Here is a 19,596-nt window from a genome sequence, read left to right on the forward strand (position 1 = left end):
CATCTCCTGGCACAACGGCAACGGGTATCGGGACGAGAGCCTGATTATGGTCCGTCGCCGCCAGCCATACCAGCATCAGATAACTGGAAAATTTACGTATCAGTTGGCTGCGTCCGGGCGATAATCCCCTGACCGCCGCCGCCCTGCCCCCCACCATGAAACGGTACGAAGCCCTGGCCGAAACCCTGGCCGCCGATATCCGCAACGGCAGCCTGCCCCCGGGCACGCGCCTGCCGTCGATCCGCAAGACCGTGGCCCAGTACGGCGTCAGCCCGTCGACCGCGTTCCAGGCCTATTACCGGCTGGAAGAGCGCGGGCTGGTGCGGGCGCGCGAGCGCTCCGGCTACTACGTGGCGGGGCCGGCGCGGCGCGAGCTGCCGCAGCCGCAGGCGCGCCCGTCGCGGCAGGTGTCGACGCAGGTGGACATTTCCAAGCTGGTGTTCGCCGTGCTCGAAGGCGCGCGCGACCGCGAGCTGGTGCAGTTCGGCTCGGCGTTCCCGTCGCCCGAGCTGTTCCCGTGGGAGCGGCTGGGCAAGTCGCTGGCGCGCGCCGGCCGCGCCCTCGATCCGTGGTATTCGGTCAACGACCTGCCGCCCGGCAATGCCGCGCTGCGCCGCCAGATCGCGCTGCGCTACCTGGGCGCGGGCGCGCCGCAGCCGGCCGAAGACCTGGTCGTCACCAACGGCGCGCTCGAGGCGCTGAACCTGTGCCTGATGGCGGTGACGCAGCCGGGCGACGTGGTCGCGATCGAATCGCCCGGCTTCTATGCCTCGCTGCAGGCGCTGGAGCGGCTGCGGCTCAAGGCCGTCGAGATCCCGGTCGATCCCGCCGAAGGCATCGACCTGGGCGCGCTCGACACGGCGCTGTCGCGCCATCCGGTCAAGGCGTGCTGGTTCATGACGCAGTTCCAGAATCCGCTCGGCGCGAGCATGTCGGAGGACAAGAAGAAGGCGCTGGTGGCCCTGCTCGCGCGCCACCAGGTACCGCTGATCGAGGACGACGTCTATGGCGAGCTCTATTTCGGCAACCGCTGCCCGCTGCCGGCCAAGGCCTTCGATACGCACGGGCTGGTAATGCATTGCAGCTCGTTCTCCAAGACCCTGGCACCGGGCTTCCGCATCGGCTGGGTCGCGCCGGGCCGCTTTGGCGAGGCGATCCAGCGGCTCAAGCTGATGACCACGCTGTCGGCAGGCGTGCCCGCGCAGGTGGCGCTGGCCGAATACCTGCAGCACGGCGGCTACGACAAGCACCTGCGCAAGCTGCGCCACGTGCTGGAGGTGCAGCAGGGCCGCATGATCGACGCGATCGGCCAGCATTTCCCGGAAGAGGTGCGGGTGTCGCGACCGGAAGGCGGGTATTTCCTGTGGGTGGAGTTTGCGGCGGGGTTCGATGCGCTGGCCTTGCACCATGCCGCGCTGGACGCCGGCATCGGCATCGCGCCGGGGCCGATCTTCTCGGCCCGGCAAGGCTACCGCAACTGCATCCGGCTCAACTACGGGCATCTGTGGAACGACCAGGCCGATGCCGCCGTGGCCACGCTGGGGCGGCTCATCGCGCGGCAGCAGGCGGCCTAACGCGCATCCCGATGCCGGCGCAGCGCCCACTCCAGCGCCTCGAACGCAGCCTGCACCACCAGCGCCAGCACCGCGGCCGGGATCGCGCCGGCCAGCAGCAGCGTGGTGTCGTTCAGCGCCAGCCCGGTAGCGATGCGTTCGCCGAAACCGCCGGCGCCGACGAATGCCGCGATGGTGGCCGTGCCCACGCTGATGATGGCCGCGGTCTTGACGCCCGCCAGCAGCACCGGCACCGCCAGCGGCAGCTCCACATAGCGCAGCACCTGTGCGCCGCGCAGTCCCAGCGCGCGCGCCGCATCGCGCATGCCCTGAGGCACCTGCTCCAGCCCGGTGGCGGTATTGCGCACGATCGGCAGCAGCGCATAGAGAAACAGCGCCACCATCGCCGGCCACACGCCGATGCGCCCCAGCAGCGGGATCAGCATCGCCAGCAGGGCCAGCGACGGCACCGTCTGCAGCACGCTGACCGCGCCCAGCACCGCCTGGCCGGTGCGCCGGCGCCGCGCCGCCAGCATCCCCAGCGGCACGCCCACCAGCGTCGCGGCGCCGACTGCGCCCGCAACCAGCCCGACATGGCGCCGCGCCAGGCGCGCGGTGTCGGGGCCGAACAGCGCGGCCAGCAGCCGGCTGCGCTGTGCGTCAGCAGCATGCGCTGCCTGCGCTCCGCCACCGTCGAGGAAGGCGCGCGCGATCGCGGCAAACGGCTGGCCATCGAGCTCCGCCGCCGCGTTCATGGCGATCATGTCGTCAGCGCTGACGCGTCCGGCCAGGCGCTGCAGTGCCTGCCAGGCCTGCGGAAAGCGCTGCGGCACGTCGAGCCGGTAGACCACCACGGCGTCGTAGCGCGGAAAGTAATGCCGGTCGTCCGCCAGCACGCGCAGCCGGTACTTGCGGATCTTGGCGTCGGTGGAATATATGTCGATGGCATCGACCTGCCCTGCCGCCAGCGCCTCGTAGGCGACGCCGTGGTCCAGACCGAGCGGGCGTTGCGGCAAGCCATAGCGGCTGGCCAGCCCGGGCCAGCCGTCGGCGCGGCCGAGGAACTCGTGCGACAGCCCGAGCCTGAGCCCGGGCTGCGCTGCAAGATCGCTCAAGCGCTGCAACGACCCCGTGCGGGCGTCGGAAACGGCCAGCGCATAGGTGTTCTCGAATCCCAGCGGAATCGCCGCGCCCAGCCCCAGCGGCGCCAGCGCGCGGCGGATCTGGTCGAGGCCGGCACCGGGCGGCAGCTTGAGGATTTCGGCGGCCAGCGTGCCGGTGTAGTCGGCGTAGAGATCGATGCTGCCGGCCTTCAGCGCTGCGAACACGATCGCGGTATTGCCCAGGCCGGGCTGGTGCTGCGCAGTGCCGGGCGGCCCCGCGGCCTGGCTCAGCAGTTCGCCAAGGATGTACGACTCGGTGAAGCGCTTGGAACCGACGCGCAGCGGGTCCGCCGCGCGGGCCGGCAGGCCCGCCGCCAGTGACGCAGCCAGCACCCATGCCACGGCGTAGCCCAGCCGGTGCCACGGCCTACCCCTTGCCTGACTTCCACGAATCCCGGCCAACACGTCCGTCCCGATCTGGCGCCGGTGTGCGCCGGCATCGCTACATCATAGGCGGCGCATGAACTTATCCCGAAATAGTATTTGCAATGTGCATGCTGAAGGCATCAGAATCCAGTTCAGACATACAACCCGTTCGCGCCCCCGACCCTCCCGAGCCCCATGGAAATCCGGCAACTGGAAGCCTTCGCCGCGGTCGTCACCACCGGTAGCGTCACCGCCGCCGGGCGGCTGCTCGGCCGCTCGCAGCCGGCGATCACGCGGCTGATCCAGGAACTGGAAGCCGAACTCGGTTTCGCCCTGTTCACCCGCAGCGGCCCGCGCGTCAGCCCGACGGAGCAGGGTTTCCTGCTCTACGACGAGGTCGAGCAGACGCTGGCGGGCATGCAGCGGATCCGCACGCGCGCCGCGGCGCTGGCGCGCGGCGATGGCCGGCCGCTGCGCATTGCCGCCACCCCGGCGCTGGCCGCGGGCCTGCTGCCGCCGGCGCTGGCGCTGGCGTTCGCGCGCGGGCTGTGCGCGCCGGAGCGCGTGGCGGTGCAAAGCCAGTCGCCGGAGCAGGTAGTGCACGCGGTGCTCACCGGCGCCGCCGACATCGGCCTGAACAGCCTGCCGCTGGAGCACCGCGGCGTGACCGTGCACTGGATCGGCCAGTCCGCGTGCGTGGCGGCGCTGCGCGCCGACGACCCGCTCGCGGGGCAGCCCGCCCTCACCTTGCAGGACTGCCGCGGCCGCCGCCTGATCACCATGCACAACCCCTACCGGCTGCGCCGCCGCGTCGACCGCGCGCTCGCCGCAGCCGGCGTGCCGGCGGCGGGCGTGATCGACACCAACACCTCGATCAGCGCCCTGACCCTGGTGCGCGCGGGGCTGGGCATTGCCTTGCTTGAGCCGGTGACTGCGCGCGGCCTGCCGCTGACCGATATCGCGGTGCGGCCCATCGACGCCGATATTCCTTTCTTTTTCGGGGTGATCACGCCGCAGGCACGCCCGGCCAGCATCGCCGTGCAGGGGCTGGTGCAGGCCGTTGCCGACGCCGCTGCCGCGTTGCTGCCCGACCTGCTGCGGCGCGAGCCGGCGGAGCATGGCGCACTGCTGCAATCGCTCTATGGTGATGCGGGCGACGACGGCAATGCTGAAGCTGCCGGCGATGCCGCCGACCTCCCCACCCAAGATTCCGGACTGACAAGCCATGACTGACCCCACCGTTGCGACCGCTTCCCCGCCTCCGGGCCTGGCCGCCCTCGAAGCCCGGCTGCGCCAGGACCTGTCCTGGCTGGAACTGCCCGCCAAGGCCTGGACCATGCCGCGCAGCGTCGACGGGCAGGAAGTGCTCGACGTCGCCGTGATCGGCGGCGGCATGGCCGGCCTGGCGGCGAATGCCACGCTGACGCACCTGGGCGTGCGCGTGCGCGCCTTCGACCGCGCCCCGGCGGGCTATGAGGGTCCGTGGGCCACCACCGCGCGCATGGAGACGCTGCGCTCGCCCAAGCAGCTGACCGGCCCCGCGCTGGGCCTGCCGGCACTGACCTTCCGGGCCTGGTTCGAGGCGCAGTTCGGCGAGCCCGCCTGGCAGGCGCTGGACAAGATCCCGCGCCTGCAATGGATGGACTACCTGCGCTGGTTCCGCCAGGTGCTGGCGCTGGATATCCGCAACGAACACCAGGTCGAGCGCATCGTGCCGCGCGCCGACGGGCTGGTGGCGCTGTCGATGCAGACTCCGGCTGGCCCGCTCACGGTGCTGGCGCGCCGCGTGGTGCTGGCCACCGGCCGCGACGGCCTCGGCGGCGCCTACGTGCCGCCGGTGGCGGCCGCGCTGCCGCGCCACCTGTGGACGCATTCGTCGGACCAGATGGATTACGCCGCGCTGCGCGGCAAGCGCGTGGGCGTGGTCGGGGCCGGCGCCTCGGCCATGGACAGCGCCGCGACCGCGCTGGAGGCCGGTGCCGCCAGTGTCGAGATGCTGATCCGCCGCGCCGACATTCCGCGCGTCAACAAGAGCAAAGGTGCCGGCAACCCGGGCCTGACCTTCGGCCACCATGGCCTGCCCGATGCGTGGAAATGGCGCCTGCGCCATTACATCAACAGCCAGCAAGTGCCGCCGCCGCGCGGCAGCACGCTGCGGGTGTCGCGCCATGCCAACGCGTACTTCAACCTGGGCGCCGCGCTGGAAGCGATCGAGGCGCACGGCGACGTGCTGCACGTGCGCACCCCGCGGGGCGAGTTCGAACTGGACTTCCTGATCTTCTCCACGGGCTTCCGCATCGCGCTGGAAACGCGCCCGGAGTTCGCCGCCTTCGCCCCGCATATCCGCTTCTGGCGCGACCGCCATGCGCCGCCCGCGGGCCAGGAAGACCGCGAGCTGTCCGATTCGCCCGATCTCGGCGAAGCCTTCGAATTCCAAGAAAAGACGCCCGGCGCCTGCCCGGGGCTGTCGCGCATCCACTGCTTCTGCTATCCGGCGGCGCTGTCGCACGGCACCGTGTCCGGCGATATCCCGGCGATCAGCGACGGTGCGCGCCGGCTTGGGCAGGGCATTGCCGCGCGGCTGTACCAGGAAGATGTCGAACTGCACTACGCCGCGCTGCAGGCCTATGCCGAGCCCGAAGTCTTCGGTGACGAATGGGTGCCGGCGCCGCCGCCGGCGCTGCGCACCGCCAAGGCCTGAATCCACCCCGACCCAACCGACAAAGAGCGTCCGATGACCCAGCCCCCGACTTCCCCGGTCGACCTGATCGACCAGCTCACCGGCCTCGCGCCGGGCAGCGCCACCCACGCCCTGCGGCACCAGCGCGACAAGGTCGTCGCTGCCACCCAGGGCAGCTACGATGCGCTGTTCGCCCCCGACCTGCCCGGCCTGCCGCTGGCGGAGCGGCTGCTGGTGGCGCTGTACGCCGCCCGGCTGACGCCATCGCCGGCACTGGCCGCCCACTACCGCGGCCGGCTCGAACAGCTTGACACCGATGCCAGCCAGGTCCGTGCCGCAGCGGACGGCACGCCCGCGGACATCGCCGAGCCGCGCCTGCGCGCCATGCTGGAATTCACCCGCAAGCTGATCGAGAAACCGATCGAGGGCGACCAGGCCGCGCTGCTGGCGCTGCCCGCCGCCGGCCTGAGCACCCCGGCGGTGGTCACGCTGGCGCAGCTGGTCGCGTTCGTGTCCTACCAGGTGCGGCTGGTGGCCGGACTGGACGCACTGAAAGCCTTGAACGAAAACGGAGCCCCGGCATGAGCGAAATCATCAAATCCCACCGCTTCACCAACGAGGTCCTCGACTGGAAGGCATGGCTCGACGTGGTCGATCTCGACCAGGCCACGCCCGAGCAGATCGCCGTGCTCGAAGAGAGCCACCCCAAGGCCAAGGTGCAGGACTACTACCGCTTCCTGGTTCACCAGCCCGAGATCCTGCGCCAGCGCTCGACCGCTTTCAACGCCATCATGTACGCGCCCGGCGGCATGGCGCGTGCCGAACGCGAGCTGTCGACCACGGTGGTGTCGCGCATCAACGGCTGCGTCTACTGCGCCTCGGTGCACGCACAGCGCTTCGAACAACTGGCCAAGCGCAACGATGTGATCCGCCAGGTGTTCGATGATCCCTACAGCGCTGGCACCACCGAGCGCGAGCGCGCCATCGCGAAGTTCTCGGCGCAGCTGACCGAGCGGCCGGCCGAAGTCACCGCCGCACAGCTCAAGCCGCTGCGCGAGGCGGGCGTTACAGACGCGGAGATCCTGGACCTGGTCCACTCGATCGCGATCTTCGCGTGGGCGAACCGGCTGATGCTGAATCTTGGGGAGCCGGTGTTTCCGCAGGAGCAGGTGGCGGTCGCCTGACAATTTGACCAAGGCCACGAGCCCACGCATAGGCTCCCCTCTCCCGCAAGCGGGAGAGGGGAGCAAACAGCCTGCACTGTTCCTAGCCTTCGCCGCTCCCATAATGCACCGCCAGCCAGACTGTCGGCTGAGTTGCATCAGTCCACGCCACCCGATGGCGGCAATGCGCCGGCAGGTGCAGCCAGTCGCCAGGCCGCATCGTATGCAACCCCGGCTGGCCCTCCAATTCAAGCGCGGCACTGCCGCTCAGCAACAGCACCCATTCCGCCTCCGCGCTGTCGTACCAGAAGCCCGCAGGGCTGGCCTGGCCGTTGGAGACGATGCGCTCGATGCGCAGGCCCGGGCATTGCAGCAGCGGCTCGAAGATTTCCTGCGCCGCGCCGGCCGGGACGCCGGCAAAAAGGTTTCCGTGTTCCGTCTGCATGGTGCCCCCTTCCGGCGCTGCTTGCGCCTCGCTCAGTCGCCCGGCCCGGGCGCGAGCACGTCGCGCGCGCCGTTGCGGCCCATCGGCGAGACCAGTCCGGCGACTTCCATCTGCTCGATCAGCCGCGCCGCGCGGTTGTAACCGATGCGCAGCTGCCGCTGCACCGCCGAGATCGAGGCGCGGCGGCTGGTCAGCACGAAGCTGGCGGCCTCGTCGTAGAGCGGGTCGGCCTCGCCGTCGCCGCCGCCGTCGCCGAACAGGTCGGCGCCGCCGGCCTCGGCCGGGTCGCCGGCGAGAATGGCCTCATCGTAGTCGGGCTCGCCGAACTGCTTCCAGTGCTCGACCACGCGATGCACTTCGTCATCGGCGACAAAAGCGCCATGCACGCGCTGCGGATAGCCGGTGCCCGGCGGCAGGAACAGCATGTCGCCCTGGCCCAGCAGGCTCTCGGCGCCCATCTGGTCGAGGATGGTGCGCGAATCGATCTTGGACGAGACCTGGAATGCCACGCGCGTGGGGATATTGGCCTTGATCAGGCCCGTGATCACATCGACCGAGGGGCGCTGCGTGGCCAGGATCAGGTGGATGCCGGCGGCGCGCGCCTTCTGCGCCAGGCGCGCGATCAGTTCCTCGATCTTCTTGCCGGCGACCATCATCAGGTCGGCCAGCTCGTCGATCACCACCACGATCATCGGCAGGCGCGACAGCGGCTCGGGCGCATCCGGCGTCAGCGAGAACGGGTTGGGCACCTTCTGCCCCGCGGCCTCGGCGGCGCGGATCTTCTGGTTGTAGCCGGCCAGGTTGCGCACGCCCAGCGCCGACATCAGCTTGTAGCGCTTTTCCATTTCGCCGACGCACCAGTTGAGCGCGTGGGCGGCCTGCTTCATGTCGGTGACCACCGGCGCCAGCAGGTGCGGAATGCCCTCGTAGACCGACAGCTCCAGCATCTTGGGGTCGATCATGATCAGGCGCACGTCTTCCGGCGTGGCCTTGTACAGCATCGACAGGATCATGGCGTTGACCGCCACCGACTTGCCCGAGCCGGTGGTGCCGGCCACCAGCAGGTGCGGCGCGCGCGCCAGGTCGGTCACCACCGGGTTGCCGGTGATGTCCTTGCCCATCGCCAGCACCAGCCGCGAATGATGCGCCTGGAACGAGGCGGCGTTGACGATCTCGGACAGCCGGATCATCTGCCGGCGCGCGTTGGGCAGCTCCAGCCCCATGCAGGTCTTGCCAGGGATGGTCTCGACCACGCGGATCGAAGTCACGCCCAGCGCGCGCGCCAGGTCCTTCATCAGCCCCACTACCTGCGCGCCGCGCACGCCCATGGCGGGCTCGACCTCGAAGCGGGTGATCACCGGCCCGGCGCCGGCGCCGACCACGGCGACCGGCACCTTGAACTCGGCCAGGCGCTGTTCGATCAGTTCGCCGGTCTCGCGCAGGCGTTCTTCCGATACCTGCTCGGCGCTGTCGACCTCGCATTCCAGCAAGTCCGCAGGCGGCAGGCGGTAGTCGACCACGGGGCGCGGCGGCGGTGGCGCCACCGGTGCCGGCATTGGTGCGGGCGCGGGCGGCGTCGCGGCTGCCAGCGGCACGGTGCGCCCGACCACGGCGGGCAGCACGATGCGGGGCTTGGCGGGGGGCGGGCTGTCTGGCGTGACTTCGACGGGTGCCTGGACTTCGGTCTCGGCGGCTCCCACTGCATCGGTTGCGTCGGCTACATCGGCCAAGTCGCCGGCCGGCAAGTCCTCCGGCTCGACGGCTTCGCCGACCAGATCGTTGCCGTCCATCAGGGCGCCTTCCGTGCCAGCGTCTTCGGCCGGGACCAGCGCCACGGCCTCGGGCTCAGGCTCCGGCTCAGGCTCGCAGCAGTCCTCCATCGCGGAACTTGCCACGGCGTGGGCTACGGCGTCGGCCTCGGCGTCGTGATCAGGCGCGCTTGCTTCGCGTTCCTGAGCGGTCTCGCCCGTGCTTTCCGGCACGTCGGCCAACAGCGCTTCGGCTTCGGCTTCGATGCGCGCTTCCGCGGCAACCGCAGCCAGCGGTTGTATCGCAACCAGGTTGGGCTCCGATGCGTTCGCGTCGATGGTCATATCCGCGGCCGCTTCGGGCATGGCCGCGGGCAACGGGTCCGGTGCCGGCTCTGCAGACGGCGCTACCATGGACTTGCCCGCCAGCGCCTGCAACTCGGCCAGCAGGTCGAGCGCTTCCTGCCGGATTGCGGCCAGCGATAAGGCCTCGCCATCCAGCGCAAGGGGTTCGGCCGGGACGTCGGTAACAGCGTCGTCGACCGGAACCGAAGTAGCGGCCGGCGCCGCCATCACGATTTCAGGCTCTGGCGTCGGCTCTGTCTCGGGTGCGGCAATTATTTGTGCTGGTGCGACGGCATCCCGTTCGACACTGGCGGCCGCCTGCGTGGCGACAGCGATCTCGGCCGGAGCGGTGACAGTGGCGCCGACAGCGGCGCCGGCGGTCGGCACTGCGGATGCGGCGGCGGGCCTGGCGGACGCTTCCGGCAGCGTCGTGATCGCTGAACGGACCAGCGGCTGCGGCTGGCGGAACGGGCTGCTGACCACGGTGCCGCGCAACGGCTGTGCCGGCCGCGGCGCGGGGGCCGGTGCGGGCGCGGCAGCGGCGGCCGGCTGGCGTGCCGCCGGCGGGGCGGGACGCGTTGCCGGCGCGGCGGCAGCCGGCGCTGGCTGCGGAGCGCGCACCGGCTTGGGCGCGCCCGGCGCGTCGGCATGATGCAGCCAGAGCTCGCCAGGCTGCGGCGGCGATTCACGGGTGCGGCGCGGCGGCTGCCAGGCCGGCTGGCGGCGCGCGGAGACGGCTTCGAAACTGCGGTGGCGCGGCGCGGGCGCGGTCCAGCCGGCGTTGCCTGCTGCCGGTGCGTCGCGGCGCTCGGCCTCGCGCAGCGGCTGGGTGGCGGCGAAGGACACCGGCGCCTCTTCCGGCGCCACGGCGGGCGCGGCGGCGCGGCGCGGCTTGCGCGCGAACAGGCCGCGCCAGGTTTCGCCGAACACCATCGGCGCGGCCAGTGCCAGCACGCCCAGCATCAGCAGCAAGGCACCGGTCCAGCCGAACAGGTTGCCGAAGCCACCGGCCAGCGCGCGTCCGACGCCGCCGCCGGCGGTCGCTTCGGGATCCGCGCCGCTGGTCAGTGCCTCCAGGCTGGCGCTCGCGCACAGCACCGCCAGCGTGCCCAGCCACACGCGCAGCGAGCCCGGCCCGGCCAGGCGCCGCTCGCCGGCCAGCCAGCGCGTCACCAGCCGCCACAGCAGCGGTACTATCCAGAAAGTCGAAAACCCGAACCAGCCCAAACCCATTATCGACATGCCATCTTCAAAACACCGGGCAGCGATTGTAGCGGTTATGACAGTCGGCGATTGAATCGGAAAGCGCAAATATTCGTAACGCGGCGCTTTTTCAACGCCATTACGCAACAATGCCAGGGCGATCGCGGGCACATTCACCACCATGCCATCACAGCGCCGGCGCTTGGCGCAGGCGCGCCGCGCTACCATTCGGCAAACCCGATCGCATCGCATGCCCTCCGCCGCCCTTCCCTGCTCCTCACGCTCCATGCCAATCCGTTACGCCAGGTTGCGCATCCTCGTCGTTGAAGACCATCCGTTCCAGCGCGCCGCCGCCGAGGGCCTGCTGCGCCATGTCGGCGTGCAGACTCTCACCAGCGCGCACAACGGCACGCAGGCGGCCGAGCTGCTGGCGCGCGAGCCGTTCGACGTAGTGCTGTGCGATATCGAGATGCCCGGCTGCAATGGCCCCGAGCTGATCGCCGAGCTGCACCGGCGCGGCCCGCGCGCCTTCGCCGGCGCACCGCCGGTGTGGGTCTGGGTCACGGCGCTGGCCGAAGACATCCTCGATTCCAACCGCGGCCTGGCGCATGCCGCCGGCATCCCGCGCGTGCACGCGCTGCGCAAGCCGCTGGCGCCCGATGCGCTCGAAGTGATCCTGGCCGATGCCCTGGTGCGCCGGGACGCCGCGGCCGGCGTGCCCGCCTGGACCCCCGACGCCGAGGAACTGCTCGCCGCGACCCGCGCCGGCACGGACCTGCTGGTCATGCTGCAGCCCCAGCACGATATCGTCAGCGGCCGCCTGGCCGGGGCCGAAGCGCTGGTGCGCTGGCGCCATCCCGAGCATGGCCTGGTGCCGCCGGACCAGTTCATCCCGCAACTCGAGGCGCTGGACGCCGCCGACCCGGTGTTCTTTTTGGTCGTGCGCCAGTGCCTGGCGGCGCAGCAGCGCCTGCGCGCCGCCGGGGTCGGGATTGCGATGGGCCTGAACGCGTCGGCGCAGACGCTGTGCCGGCCCGGCGTGCTGGAATCGTTCGAGGCGTTGGTGGCCGCCAGCGGCGTGCCGCGGCAGGCGCTGACGGTAGAGCTGACCGAAGGCTACCCGGTGCCCGACACGCTGGCGCTGTCGGTGGCGCTGAACCGGCTGCGGCTGCTCGGCTATGGCGTGGCGATCGACGATTTCGGCATGGGCATCGCCACGCTCAAGCTGCTGGCGGACCTGCCGTTCACGCAACTGAAAGTGGACCGCTCGTTCGTCGCCGAAGTCGACGGGCACGGCCAGCGCGCCACGATCTGCCGCAGCATGATCGGCCTGGCCCGCGAGCTGGGGCTGGAGTGCGTGGCCGAGGGCGTCGAGACCGACGCCCAGCGCGCCGCGCTGCGGGGCCTGGGTTGTCCGCTGGGCCAGGGCTATCTATGGTCGGCGCCCAGGCCGGCCGAGGCCTTCGTCGCGGACGCCATCGAGCGCGCCATGGCAACGCCACCGGCCTGAGCCGCGGCGCCGCCAGCCTTACTGCCCGACCCGGAACGGGTACTTGGCGAAGATCTGCGCCACGGTCTTGTCGATGCGCTGCTGGGCACTGGCCTTGTCGCTGGTGTCGACACTGCCGACCGCCACGCCTTCCCACACCAGCTTCATCTGGCGCCGGTCGACCAGGTCGATGTTGACCGTGCCCTCGGTGTAGCGGTATACGTCGTTATAGAAGCCATAGCCCGGCCACGGCGCATACAGGCCGCCGCGATAGCCGTAGTAGCCCATCATCGGCGCGGGTGCCGGGCTGACCTCCACCTTTTCCTGCAGCCTGGCATTGAAGTTGACCAGCAGGTCCGGCGACTGCGCCACGTAGCGGTAGCCGCGCGCGCCCAGTTCGCGCTGGACCGCGGTCTTGAAGTACTGGGTGGTCAAGCTTTCATAGCCGGCGCGGTCGGTGCCGGGACGCTCGACAAAGCCGAAGGTGCGGTAGGCGCTGAAGTCGGTGGCGGGGTTGTAGTCGGTCTTGATGTCGGGCACGCTGGCGCAGCCCGACAGCAGCAGCGCTGCGACCGCCGCGGGGATCGTGCCCCGGGTCGCCACCGGGAAGAGTTGCCGGAACGCATTCACGATACATCTCCAGGAATTGGCGGCAAGGCGCGGGATTGCGAGTCGCGCTAGTTGAGCTTGCCGTTGATGCCGCCCACGCTGAGCCGGCCCGCCCCCAGCAGCACCACCGCCAGCGCCGCCCCCAGGTACATGCCCTGCAGCTCCAGGGCCCAGCCGCCCGTATTGGACAGCATGCCAAGCTCCTTGGTATGCACCAGCCCGATGGCGAACAGCATGTTGAGGGCAACCACCAGCGCCGCCAGCCGGCTCCACAACCCGATGATCAGCAGGATCGGCGCGACGATCTCGCCCAGGTAGACCCCGTAGGCGACCCAGGCCGGCAAGCCGGCGTCAGCGACCACCTTCGACACGAAACCGATGCCGGACGCGCCCGTGACCTTGGCGATGCCATGCATCAGGATCAACCCGCCAAGCACGATGCGCAGCAGCGCCTTGCCCAAGTCCTGGGAACCCTGAGAGCCACCCATGGCCATTCTCCTTGCCGTTGTCTGTGAGAGGTGATCGAGCCATGCGCCTTAGCCCTCACGCGCACGGTTCGCCCCTGTACCTTAGTGCGAGGCGGCGTGAACGTAAAGCCGCAAATGCGCGACACTGGCCGGCACCGACGCGGCCGGCACCACCCTTGCACACGGCGCCGGCACATGCCGCATGCAGCGCTACACCACGCGGTGCATCGATGGCGTGCGCGGCTGCTGCATGCCGACCTTGTGCGCGCACTCGGGCAACACCTCGCCCAGGAAGTCCAGGAAGCGCCGGCTGGCCGGCGTCACACCCTTGCGCGACGGGAACACCGCGTGCAGCGTGCCGACCGGCATGTCGTACTGCGGCAGCACTAGCTCCAGCTCGCCGCTCTCCAGCGCCTCGCGGCAGAACATGCGCGGCAGCATGGCCACGCCGACCCCGGCGATGGCGGCCTCGCGCAGCAATGCGAATTCGTCGGTGACCAGGCGCGGATCGTAGGCAATCTGGATCGAATCGCCGGTCTTGCAGCGCAAGGTCCAGACGTGCTTGCCGTCGTGCGGCTGCTGGCCCACGCCCGGCATGCCGTCGAGCGCCTGCGGCGTGCGTGGCCGGCCGATACTGTCCAGCAGCGATGGACTGGCCACCAGCATCAGTTCGCTTTCGCCAAAGGTGCGTACCGCCAGGCTGGAATCTTCCATCACCTCGCGCACGCGCAGCGCCAAGTCGAAGCCCTCGCCAATCACGTCGACGCGCCGGTTGGTGGTCTCCAGTTCGATACGCACGGCCGGGTTGGCGCGCATGAAATGGCCGATCGCCGGCGCCAGCAGGATCTGGGCGATGGCGATCGGGCAGCTCACCCGAAGCGTGCCGCCGGGCTGCTCGCGCGCCTGCTCGATGACCTCGCGCGCGGCCTCGGCCTCGTTGAGCATGGCGCGGCAGCGTTCGTAAAAGGATTCCCCCAGCGGGGTCACGCGTACCTGGCGCGTGGTCCGGCGCAGCAGCTGCACGCCCAGGTCGCGCTCGAGCTGGGCGATGCGCCGGCTCAGGCGCGACTTGGGCACGCCGGTGGCGCGGCTGGCCGCGGAAAAACTGCCGTGCTCGACCACTTGGGCGAACAGCGACAGGTCGTTGAGGTCTTGCATGGATGGCTCCGGGGTCACCCCGATGGCGCCGCTACCCGGTCCGGACGGCGCCTGGGTGGCGTTGCATCGGTAGAACAATCATTTGCATTTTGCCTCACTACCGATACCAATGGCCAGCCGCTATCTTTCCTCCATCGCAACCGCATCCTTGTGGAGAAAGACATGAACATCCTGCAGATCGATACCAGCGTCCTCGGCGACAACTCCGTTTCGCGCAGCCTGACCGCCAGCGTGGTGGCCGACCTGGTTGCCGCCAACCCCGGCGCCACCGTAACCGTGCGCGACCTGGATCAGGATGCCCCCGCGCACCTGTCCGGCAACCTGCTGCCCGTGCTGGGCGGCCCCAAGGACGGCCTCAACGCCGTGCAGCAGGCCGAGTTGCAGCGCACCGAGCAGTGGCTGGCCGAGTTCCTCGCCGCCGACCTGCTGGTGCTGGGCGTGCCGCAGTACAACTTCAGCATCCCCAGCCAGCTCAAGGCCTGGATCGACCGCATCGCGCAGGCTGGCCGCACCTTCAAGTACACCGAGAGCGGCCCGGTGGGCCTGGCCGGCGGCAAGCGCGTGATCGTGGTGTCGTCGCGCGGCGGCGTGCGCCAGGATGCCAACGCGCTGGACCTGCACGAGCAGACCGTCGACGTGGTTCTCCGCTTCCTGGGCATTACCGACATCACCTACGTGCGCGCCCACGGCCTGGCCATGGGACCGCAGTTCCGCGAAGCCGGGCTGGCCAGCGCCCGCACCGAAATCGCGGCGCTGAACGACGCCAGCCGGCTGGCTGCCTGAAGACGACCGGGGCGCGGCGCCGTCGCTGTAGGACGGCGCCGGCTCGCCCCGGGACCGGATCGGGTCTATGATGGTTCGGGGCGCTACGGCGCCCCGCGTGCCATGGGCGGCGCGCAGCCGCGGCCCTTGGGCGCCGGCGGCGCACCGCCTGCAGTCATCGACCGATCCAACCCGGGAGCCCGCATGACTTCAGCCCTGTTGCCAGGAGCCGCCCTCCATCCGCCGCACGAACCCGCCCTGCTTTCGCAGTACCGGCATGTCCGCGCTGCCACCGAAACCCTGGTGGCCGACCTGTCCGATGCCGATGCCACCGTGCAGTCCATGGACGACGCCAGCCCGGCCAAATGGCACCTGGCGCACACCACGTGGTTCTTCGAGGAATTCGTTCTGGCCGCACGCATGCCGGACTACGAGCCGGTGGACCCGGCCTATCGCTATCTTTTCAACTCGTACTATGAAGCGGTCGGCGCGCGCCATCCGCGGCCGCAGCGCGGGCTGCTGACGCGCCCGTCGCTGGACGAAGTGCTGGCGTACCGCGAGGCGGTCGACGAAGCGATGCTGGCGCTGCTGGGCAGCGCCCAGACCGACGACGAGGCGGCGCTGATCACGCTTGGCCTGCAGCATGAACAGCAGCACCAGGAACTGCTGCTGACCGACGTGCTGCACCTGTTCGCGCAGAACCCGCTGCGCCCGGCCTTCGCCCCGGAACTGCCCGCGCCCGTGATTGCCGACCCGCGTCCCGCGCCGGACTGGATCGGCTTTGACGGCGGCCTGGTCGAGATTGGCCACCGCGGCGAGACCTTCGCCTTCGATTGCGAAACCCCGCGTCACAAGGCCTACCTGGCCCCCTTCACGCTGTGCTCGCACCCCGTCAGCAACCGGCAATGGTTCGAGTTCATCGAGGATGGCGGCTACCAGAGCGCCGGGCTGTGGCTGTCCGACGGCTGGCGCTGGGTGGCAGAGCAAGGCATCCAGGCGCCGCTCTACTGGGAAGAGCGCGAAGGCACCTGGTGGCAGATGACGCTGCGCGGCATGCATCCGGTCGACCCGGACAGCCCGGTGACCCACGTCAGCTTCTACGAGGCCGACGCGTTCGCGCGCTGGGCCGAGCGCCGGCTGCCGACCGAGGCGGAATGGGAGCACGCCGCCAGTCGCCTGCCGGCCACCGGGAATTTTGTCGAGGGGCGCGCGCTGCGGCCGCTGCCGGACCGGCAGAACACTGCCGGCGTGCTGCGCCAGATGTTCGGCGACGTCTGGGAATGGACCGCCAGCGCCTTCCTGCCCTATCCGGGCTTCCGCCCCAACCCGGGCGCGGTGGGCGAGTACAACGGCAAGTTCATGAGCGGCCAGATGGTGCTGCGCGGCGGGTCGTGCGTCACTCCCGAATCGCATATCCGCGCGACCTACCGCAACTTCTTCTATCCGCACCAGCGCTGGCAGTTCACCGGCGTGCGGCTGGCCGACGACGTCTAGGACCCGGCCCAGTATGGCGCCAGCCAGCGCCAGGCTAGCCAGGCCAGCGCCACCCACACCAGCACGATAACCACGGCGGCCGCGCGATTGCGCGGCCGTTGCGCGTGGGTGGCCTGCCAGGCTTCGGCGCGCCCGCGGCATTCGTCCTTGACCGTGGCGGGAATCATCCGCAGCGTGAGCCAGATGCCCAGCGGCACCAGCAGCACGTCATCCAGATAGCCCAGCACCGGGATGAAGTCAGGGATCAGGTCGATCGGGCTGAAGGCGTAGGCCACCACCAGCGCGCCCAGCAGCCGTGCCGTCCACGGGGTGCCGGGATGGCGGCTGCAGAACCACAGCGTCAGCAGGCTGCCCTTGAGCCCGCGCGCCCACTGGCGCAGGCGCGAACCGCTGGCCATCGCCGCCGCGCCGGCTTACCAGCCCTTGCCCTGCGGCGCCGCGGGGCGCTGGCCGCCGGGCTCGGCAACGGGCGGCTTCAGCGGCGGCGCCGGCACGATCGGCGTCTGCGGATACAGCTTCTGCCAGCGCGCCTTCAGGCCGTTTGCGATCTCGGCCTGGTTGTAGCGCTCGGCAAAGTCGATCACGGTCATGCCCTGCTGGTTCTTCAGGCGCATGTCGGCGCCTTCGTCCAGCAGCAGCTTGACAGTCCCGATATGGCCGCCGCGCGCGGCCATCATCAGCGGGGTGGTGCCGTTGGGGCTTTCGGCGTCGATATACGCGGCATGGTCGACCAGGTACTTGACCACGTCGTTGTGGCCGTTGGTGGCGGCATAATGCAGCGGGGCCCAGCCGGTCTTGTTGATCTCGGCCTCCATGTCGTCGACCATCAGCTTGACCATGTCGAGCTGGCCCTGCAGCGCGGCCATCATCAGCGGGGTCTCGCCGGCCGGGTTGGCCTTGTCGAAATCGATGTCCTTGGCGCGGATCAGCACCGTGGCGGCCTTCAGCGACTTCTCGCGCAGCGCCAGCACCAGGGCCGGGTTGCCGCGGTTGTCGACCACATTGGGGTCGACGCCCTTGGCCAGCAGCTTCTTGACGGTATTGGCGTCGTCGAATTCCACCGCCTTGCGCATGTCGTCGGCCGGCGCGGCCTGGACGATCGTGGCGGCGGCCAGCGCGACAGCGCCGGCGGCACGGCGGACGAACTTCATGTCAAACATGAGATTTCCTGTCAATGTGCTTGAATAAATTGAAGAAATTTTCCGTGGTCTGTTCCGCGACCTGCTCCACAGGAACCCCGCGCAGTTGTGCGATGAACTCGCCCACGTGGCGCACCCACGCCGGCTCGTTGGTCTTGCCGCGGTACGGTACGGGGGCCAGGTAAGGGGAATCGGTCTCGATCAGCATCCGGTCCAGCGGCACCTTGCGCGCGGTTTCCTGCAGGTCCGCCGCGCTCTTGAAGGTGACGATGCCGGAAAACGAGATATGGAAACCCTGGTCCAGCGCCTGGCGGGCGACGTCCCAGGTCTCGGTGAAGCAGTGCATCACGCCGCCGGCTTCGCCCGCGTTTTCCTCGCGCATCAGGCGCAGCGTGTCGTCGGCGGACGAGCGGGTATGGATGATCAGCGGCTTGCCGGTCTGGCGCGCGGCGCGGATATGGGTGCGGAAGCGTTCGCGCTGCCATTCCATCTCGGCGATGCTGCGGCCGTTGAGCCGGTAGTAGTCCAGCCCGGTCTCGCCGGTGCCGACCACGCGCGGGTGCGCCGACAGCGCCACCAGCCGCTCCAGCGTGGGGTCCTCGCCTTCTTCGTAGTCAGGATGCACGCCGACCGACGCGTACAGGTTGGGATGCTGCTCGGCCAGCGCCAGCACGCGCGGGAAGTCTTCCAGCGTGACCGAGATGCACAGCGCATGCGTGACCTGGTTGGCGCGCATGTTGTCCAGCAGTTCCGGCAGGCGCGCGGCCAGTTCGGGGAAATCGATATGGCAGTGGGAGTCGACAAACATGGGAAATCTCAGGTACGGCGTTCAGGCGGTGCTCAGGCCCCGTCCACGCGGCGGCCGACGATGATGAGGTCGCGCTCGACGCCGTCGAGCACGGCCACGCGCGGCAGGTCGCCCCAGCGCGTGAAGCCCAGCGCCGCGAACAGGCCCAGGCTGGGCGCGTTGTGGCCGAAGATAAAGCCGAGCAGCGTGTTCACGCCGACCGTGGGCGCGTGGTCGATGGCCTGCTGCAGCAGGTAGCGCCCCAGCCCCTGGCCGCGGCGCTGTGCGTCCAGGTAGATCGACACCTCGGCGGTGGCGCCATAGGCCGGGCGACCGTAGAAATCGGAAAAGCTCATCCAGCCGGCCATGCTGCCATCGGCGTCCTCGCACACCCAGAGCGGACGGCGCCCGGGCTGGTGGGCGTCGAACCAGGCCTGGCGCGAGGCCACGGAGACCGGCTCGGTATCGGCAGTGACCATGCGCGAAGCCACGGTGCCGTTGTAGATGGCGACGATGCCCGGCAGGTCGCGGGGCTCGGCAATGCGTAGCGAGAAGTTCATTAAAATCAATATATTGCGAGAGATATCTCGCAACCTTCATAAGGTTTGGGTGGGGCGCCCTGACTCCAGCATCTTGCCCAGGATTTCCTCCACTGCGCGGCGCAGGTTGCGGCCGTTGTCGTCGTCGGGCAGGTGCACGCCGACGCCGGGCGTCTTCATCGGCGTGCCCGCGGGGGTGATCCAGGCCACGTGGCCCGCGATCTGGTATTTCTGCGGCCGGTCCAGCAGCGACAATACCAGGAACACCTGCTCGCCCAGCCGGAACGGCCGGTTCGACGGCACGAAGATGCCGCCGCGCGCCAGGAATGGCATATAGGCCGCGTACAGCCCGGCCTGGTCCTTGATCGACAGCGACAGCACGTTGGGCCGCGAGGCCGCCCCGCTGCCGCTTCCCGTGACGCTACCAAAGCCCGCCTCGGCCGGCCCGGTGCCGGCGACTGCCGTGTTCATGGTTGACCCCCTGAT

General features: G+C 69.9%; 19 protein-coding genes. 8 read left to right on the forward strand and 11 right to left on the reverse strand.

What is annotated here, in order from left to right:
- Window positions 1-155: 155 nt before the first annotated feature.
- The gene (locus tag MKD50_RS23285; RefSeq protein WP_252668834.1) at window positions 156-1,574 is read left to right on the forward strand and encodes an aminotransferase-like domain-containing protein; all 1,419 of its coding nucleotides are present in this window, start codon (window positions 156-158) and stop codon (window positions 1,572-1,574) included.
- On the opposite strand, the gene MKD50_RS23290 is transcribed toward MKD50_RS23285, so the two are convergent.
- Window positions 1,571-3,049, reverse strand: a complete 1,479-nt coding sequence (locus tag MKD50_RS23290) for a glycine betaine ABC transporter substrate-binding protein (RefSeq protein WP_252668971.1) — start codon at window positions 3,047-3,049, stop codon at window positions 1,571-1,573. The genes MKD50_RS23285 and MKD50_RS23290 overlap by 4 nt on opposite strands.
- Window positions 3,050-3,277: 228 nt before the next feature.
- Between MKD50_RS23290 and MKD50_RS23295 the strand changes: the two genes are divergently transcribed.
- Genes MKD50_RS23295 through MKD50_RS23310 form a run of 4 tightly spaced genes read left to right on the forward strand, consistent with a single transcriptional unit; the run spans window position 3,278 to window position 6,946 of the window.
- On the forward strand, window positions 3,278-4,315 hold the full coding sequence (locus MKD50_RS23295; RefSeq protein WP_240074509.1) for a LysR family transcriptional regulator: 1,038 nt from the start codon (window positions 3,278-3,280) through the stop codon (window positions 4,313-4,315).
- Window positions 4,308-5,783, forward strand: coding sequence for an FAD-dependent oxidoreductase (locus MKD50_RS23300; RefSeq protein ID WP_252668836.1), 1,476 nt, complete (start codon window positions 4,308-4,310; stop codon window positions 5,781-5,783). Before MKD50_RS23295 ends, MKD50_RS23300 begins: the two co-directional genes overlap by 8 nt.
- A 33-nt stretch (window positions 5,784-5,816) precedes the next feature.
- Window positions 5,817-6,347 (forward strand): CMD domain protein, encoded by a 531-nt coding sequence (locus tag MKD50_RS23305; RefSeq protein ID WP_252668838.1) that lies wholly within the window; start codon window positions 5,817-5,819, stop codon window positions 6,345-6,347.
- Window positions 6,344-6,946: a peroxidase-related enzyme gene (locus tag MKD50_RS23310; protein ID WP_252668840.1), complete on the forward strand. Its 603-nt coding sequence runs from the start codon at window positions 6,344-6,346 to the stop codon at window positions 6,944-6,946. The genes MKD50_RS23305 and MKD50_RS23310 overlap by 4 nt, the downstream gene beginning before the upstream one ends.
- An 82-nt stretch (window positions 6,947-7,028) precedes the next feature.
- Here MKD50_RS23310 and MKD50_RS23315 read toward each other — a convergent pair whose 3' ends face one another.
- Both MKD50_RS23315 and MKD50_RS23320 read right to left on the reverse strand, forming a co-directional pair.
- On the reverse strand, window positions 7,029-7,370 hold the full coding sequence (locus tag MKD50_RS23315) for a cupin domain-containing protein (RefSeq protein ID WP_252668842.1): 342 nt from the start codon (window positions 7,368-7,370) through the stop codon (window positions 7,029-7,031).
- Between the two features lie 32 nt (window positions 7,371-7,402).
- Window positions 7,403-10,696 carry a DNA translocase FtsK 4TM domain-containing protein gene (locus tag MKD50_RS23320; RefSeq protein ID WP_252668973.1) on the reverse strand — a complete coding sequence of 1,098 codons (3,294 nt, stop codon included), beginning with the start codon at window positions 10,694-10,696 and terminating at the stop codon, window positions 7,403-7,405.
- Between the two features lie 256 nt (window positions 10,697-10,952).
- Between MKD50_RS23320 and MKD50_RS23325 the strand changes: the two genes are divergently transcribed.
- A complete protein-coding gene (locus MKD50_RS23325; protein ID WP_252668843.1) occupies window positions 10,953-12,176 on the forward strand; it encodes an EAL domain-containing response regulator in 1,224 nt (407 codons plus the stop codon).
- 18 nt (window positions 12,177-12,194) lie between these two features.
- On the opposite strand, the gene MKD50_RS23330 is transcribed toward MKD50_RS23325, so the two are convergent.
- From MKD50_RS23330 to MKD50_RS23340, 3 genes are all read right to left on the reverse strand, one after another.
- Window positions 12,195-12,785, reverse strand: coding sequence for a DUF4136 domain-containing protein (locus tag MKD50_RS23330; RefSeq protein WP_252668846.1), 591 nt, complete (start codon window positions 12,783-12,785; stop codon window positions 12,195-12,197).
- A gap of 47 nt (window positions 12,786-12,832) precedes the next feature.
- Window positions 12,833-13,252 carry a DoxX family protein gene (locus MKD50_RS23335; RefSeq protein ID WP_115706871.1) on the reverse strand — a complete coding sequence of 140 codons (420 nt, stop codon included), beginning with the start codon at window positions 13,250-13,252 and terminating at the stop codon, window positions 12,833-12,835.
- Window positions 13,253-13,441: 189 nt separating this feature from the next.
- The gene (locus tag MKD50_RS23340; protein WP_252668848.1) at window positions 13,442-14,389 is read right to left on the reverse strand and encodes a LysR family transcriptional regulator; all 948 of its coding nucleotides are present in this window, start codon (window positions 14,387-14,389) and stop codon (window positions 13,442-13,444) included.
- A gap of 162 nt (window positions 14,390-14,551) precedes the next feature.
- Here MKD50_RS23340 and MKD50_RS23345 point away from each other — a divergent pair, with 162 nt between their 5' ends.
- A complete protein-coding gene (locus tag MKD50_RS23345) occupies window positions 14,552-15,172 on the forward strand; it encodes an FMN-dependent NADH-azoreductase (RefSeq protein WP_252668850.1) in 621 nt (206 codons plus the stop codon).
- A 183-nt stretch (window positions 15,173-15,355) separates the two neighbouring features.
- The gene (gene egtB / locus MKD50_RS23350) at window positions 15,356-16,645 is read left to right on the forward strand and encodes an ergothioneine biosynthesis protein EgtB (protein WP_252668852.1); all 1,290 of its coding nucleotides are present in this window, start codon (window positions 15,356-15,358) and stop codon (window positions 16,643-16,645) included.
- On the opposite strand, the gene MKD50_RS23355 is transcribed toward egtB, so the two are convergent.
- From MKD50_RS23355 to MKD50_RS23375, 5 genes are read right to left on the reverse strand one after another with little or no spacing between them, the layout of a single operon-like run.
- Complete coding sequence (locus tag MKD50_RS23355) at window positions 16,642-17,043, reverse strand: YkvA family protein (protein WP_252668854.1); 402 nt, start codon at window positions 17,041-17,043, stop codon at window positions 16,642-16,644. The genes egtB and MKD50_RS23355 overlap by 4 nt on opposite strands.
- A gap of 15 nt (window positions 17,044-17,058) precedes the next feature.
- A complete protein-coding gene (locus MKD50_RS23360; RefSeq protein ID WP_371925386.1) occupies window positions 17,059-17,805 on the reverse strand; it encodes an ankyrin repeat domain-containing protein in 747 nt (248 codons plus the stop codon).
- A complete protein-coding gene (locus MKD50_RS23365; protein WP_252668856.1) occupies window positions 17,798-18,592 on the reverse strand; it encodes a TatD family hydrolase in 795 nt (264 codons plus the stop codon). Before MKD50_RS23365 ends, MKD50_RS23360 begins: the two co-directional genes overlap by 8 nt.
- Window positions 18,593-18,624: 32 nt before the next feature.
- Complete coding sequence (locus MKD50_RS23370) at window positions 18,625-19,131, reverse strand: GNAT family N-acetyltransferase (RefSeq protein WP_240074499.1); 507 nt, start codon at window positions 19,129-19,131, stop codon at window positions 18,625-18,627.
- A 36-nt stretch (window positions 19,132-19,167) separates the two neighbouring features.
- Entirely contained in the window at window positions 19,168-19,581 is a 414-nt protein-coding gene (locus tag MKD50_RS23375) for a PilZ domain-containing protein (RefSeq protein ID WP_111521031.1), read from the reverse strand.
- Between the last annotated feature and the right edge of the window lie 15 nt (window positions 19,582-19,596).

Origin of the sequence: Cupriavidus mimosae (assembly GCF_023952485.1) — a bacterium.
GTDB lineage: Bacteria > Pseudomonadota > Gammaproteobacteria > Burkholderiales > Burkholderiaceae > Cupriavidus > Cupriavidus taiwanensis_C.